This is a genomic window from Psychroflexus lacisalsi, assembly GCF_020164495.1.
Taxonomy (GTDB): Bacteria; Bacteroidota; Bacteroidia; order Flavobacteriales; family Flavobacteriaceae; genus Psychroflexus; species Psychroflexus lacisalsi.
In genome coordinates this window covers 1-1,075 of sequence record NZ_JAIQYZ010000019.1, presented here as the reverse complement: position 1 = coordinate 1,075, position 1,075 = coordinate 1, and the positions used below count along the sequence as shown (strand labels likewise).

Annotated in this window: 1 protein-coding gene; it reads right to left on the bottom strand. The window is 28.9% G+C overall.

Features of this window, described 5'->3' with window-relative positions; all coding sequences use genetic code 11:
* Positions 1-136: 136 nt before the first annotated feature.
* Entirely contained in the window at positions 137-553 is a 417-nt protein-coding gene (locus tag LB449_RS13775) for a hypothetical protein (RefSeq protein WP_224455697.1), read from the bottom strand.
* Positions 554-1,075: the final 522 nt, after the last annotated feature.

Here is a 1,075-nt window from a genome sequence, read left to right as displayed (position 1 = left end):
AAGTAAAGAGTACAATAGAAAGGAACAAAAAAGTTCAAAGAATCCATTAAAGGAATCTATGAGCCTAGAATAATTATGTCTCAAATTAATTAAGAAAAGAGTTGTTTTTTACCTCAGTTCTTTGTTGGCAGTAGTTTTATTCTTTTGTCAGTTCGTATTTGTAAAATCCAAATTCAGGTCTGTTTGCTGAAATAATTAATTCATTTCCGTTTAATGAATATTCATATTCGCCACCTAAAATTAAATGTGCGTCAAAATTTGCAGTCCAATAATTTATGTCATTAAATTCTATTGTTGAAATGGTTTTATCATAAGTGCCACTTCCACCAGCAGGAAAATAATCATCATTCCCACTACTTTGATAATTTTCTTTGCTAAAGGTAACAGTTACAGGATTTGAAAAAGTATCTCCATTAAGATATTCAACTGTAAAAGTTCCCGTGTAAGTTCCGTTCAGATTCAGATTTTCTCTATTATCGTCGTCATTATTACAAGAGGTAAAATTCAGAGACAAAATCACTATTAAAAATATTTTAAAAAGTCGGTTTTTCATAATTTAAGTTTATTTATAGATGATGATTTGTTAAAAAGGTTGCGTCTTATTATGTTAAGATTTCGTGAGTTTAATTCTGACTAACGTTTTTATAATGTTCTGAAAATCAAAAGTTAGTGATTTTGATTTTCAGTTGTGATTTTATCTTTTCCAATCTCCTAAACGTTAGCTTAAAGTGATTATTTTTTTTTCCGAAAAGAGGGGAATTACTGCCAACGTCTAGTATATGAAACGTAGCGTAAAAAAAGACACTATCGTTTCGGATTATACACGAGCCGAATTTTTAAATTTTTCTTTTTATCTTTATTTTACTAAAAGCCAAATTTAAAAATTTGGCGGTCTTTGCAAATACACAAAAACCTATGGTAAAGCCTATAATAGCTATGTTTTATATACATTGTTAGGCACAGTTATTGCTCACTTTCTTCTACATTTGATTCGTAAAGTGCAACAAAATCAGATTCTTTTAAGATTCTCAACTTTTGTCCATTCACTTTCAATTCTTCTGCTTTTCTATGTTTT

Coding starts and splice junctions, on each gene's coding strand:
- LB449_RS13775 (WP_224455697.1), bottom strand. CDS start 553: ATGAAAAACCGACTTTTTAAAATATTTTTAATAGTGATTTTGTCTCTG.